Origin of the sequence: Cellulomonas bogoriensis 69B4 = DSM 16987 (genome assembly GCF_000767165.1) — a bacterium.
GTDB classification, from domain to species: domain Bacteria; phylum Actinomycetota; class Actinomycetes; order Actinomycetales; family Cellulomonadaceae; genus Actinotalea; species Actinotalea bogoriensis.
In genome coordinates, this window is record NZ_AXCZ01000512.1 from 1 (window position 1) to 275 (window position 275).

The following is a 275-nucleotide window of genomic DNA, read 5'->3' on the forward strand; positions in this document are numbered from 1 at the left end:
CGAGCGCCGCGTCCGACTCGTGGAGGCGTTCCAGCGTCCGCTCGTGGCGCTCGGACGCCTCCGACTGCGCGCGCTCGGCCTCCAGGGCCGCGAACCGTGCGCGTTCCCCGGTCGCGACGGCCTCGCCATGCCTGCGTCGTGCGTCGTCCAGCGCGCCCTGCAGCTCCAGGGCGCTGGGACCACCTGCCGCGCCCCCGGCCGCGCGGACCGGGGTCAGCAGGTCACCGGCGACCGTCACGACGGCCACGTCGGGGCTCTGGCCGACCAGGACCCGT

Annotated in this window: 1 protein-coding gene; it reads right to left on the reverse strand. The window is 77.5% G+C overall.

Going from position 1 to position 275, the window contains the following annotated elements:
• On the reverse strand, positions 1–247 hold a 247-nt coding region (locus N869_RS16245), incomplete at its 3' end, for a hypothetical protein (RefSeq protein ID WP_156968626.1).
• Positions 248–275 lie beyond the last annotated feature (28 nt).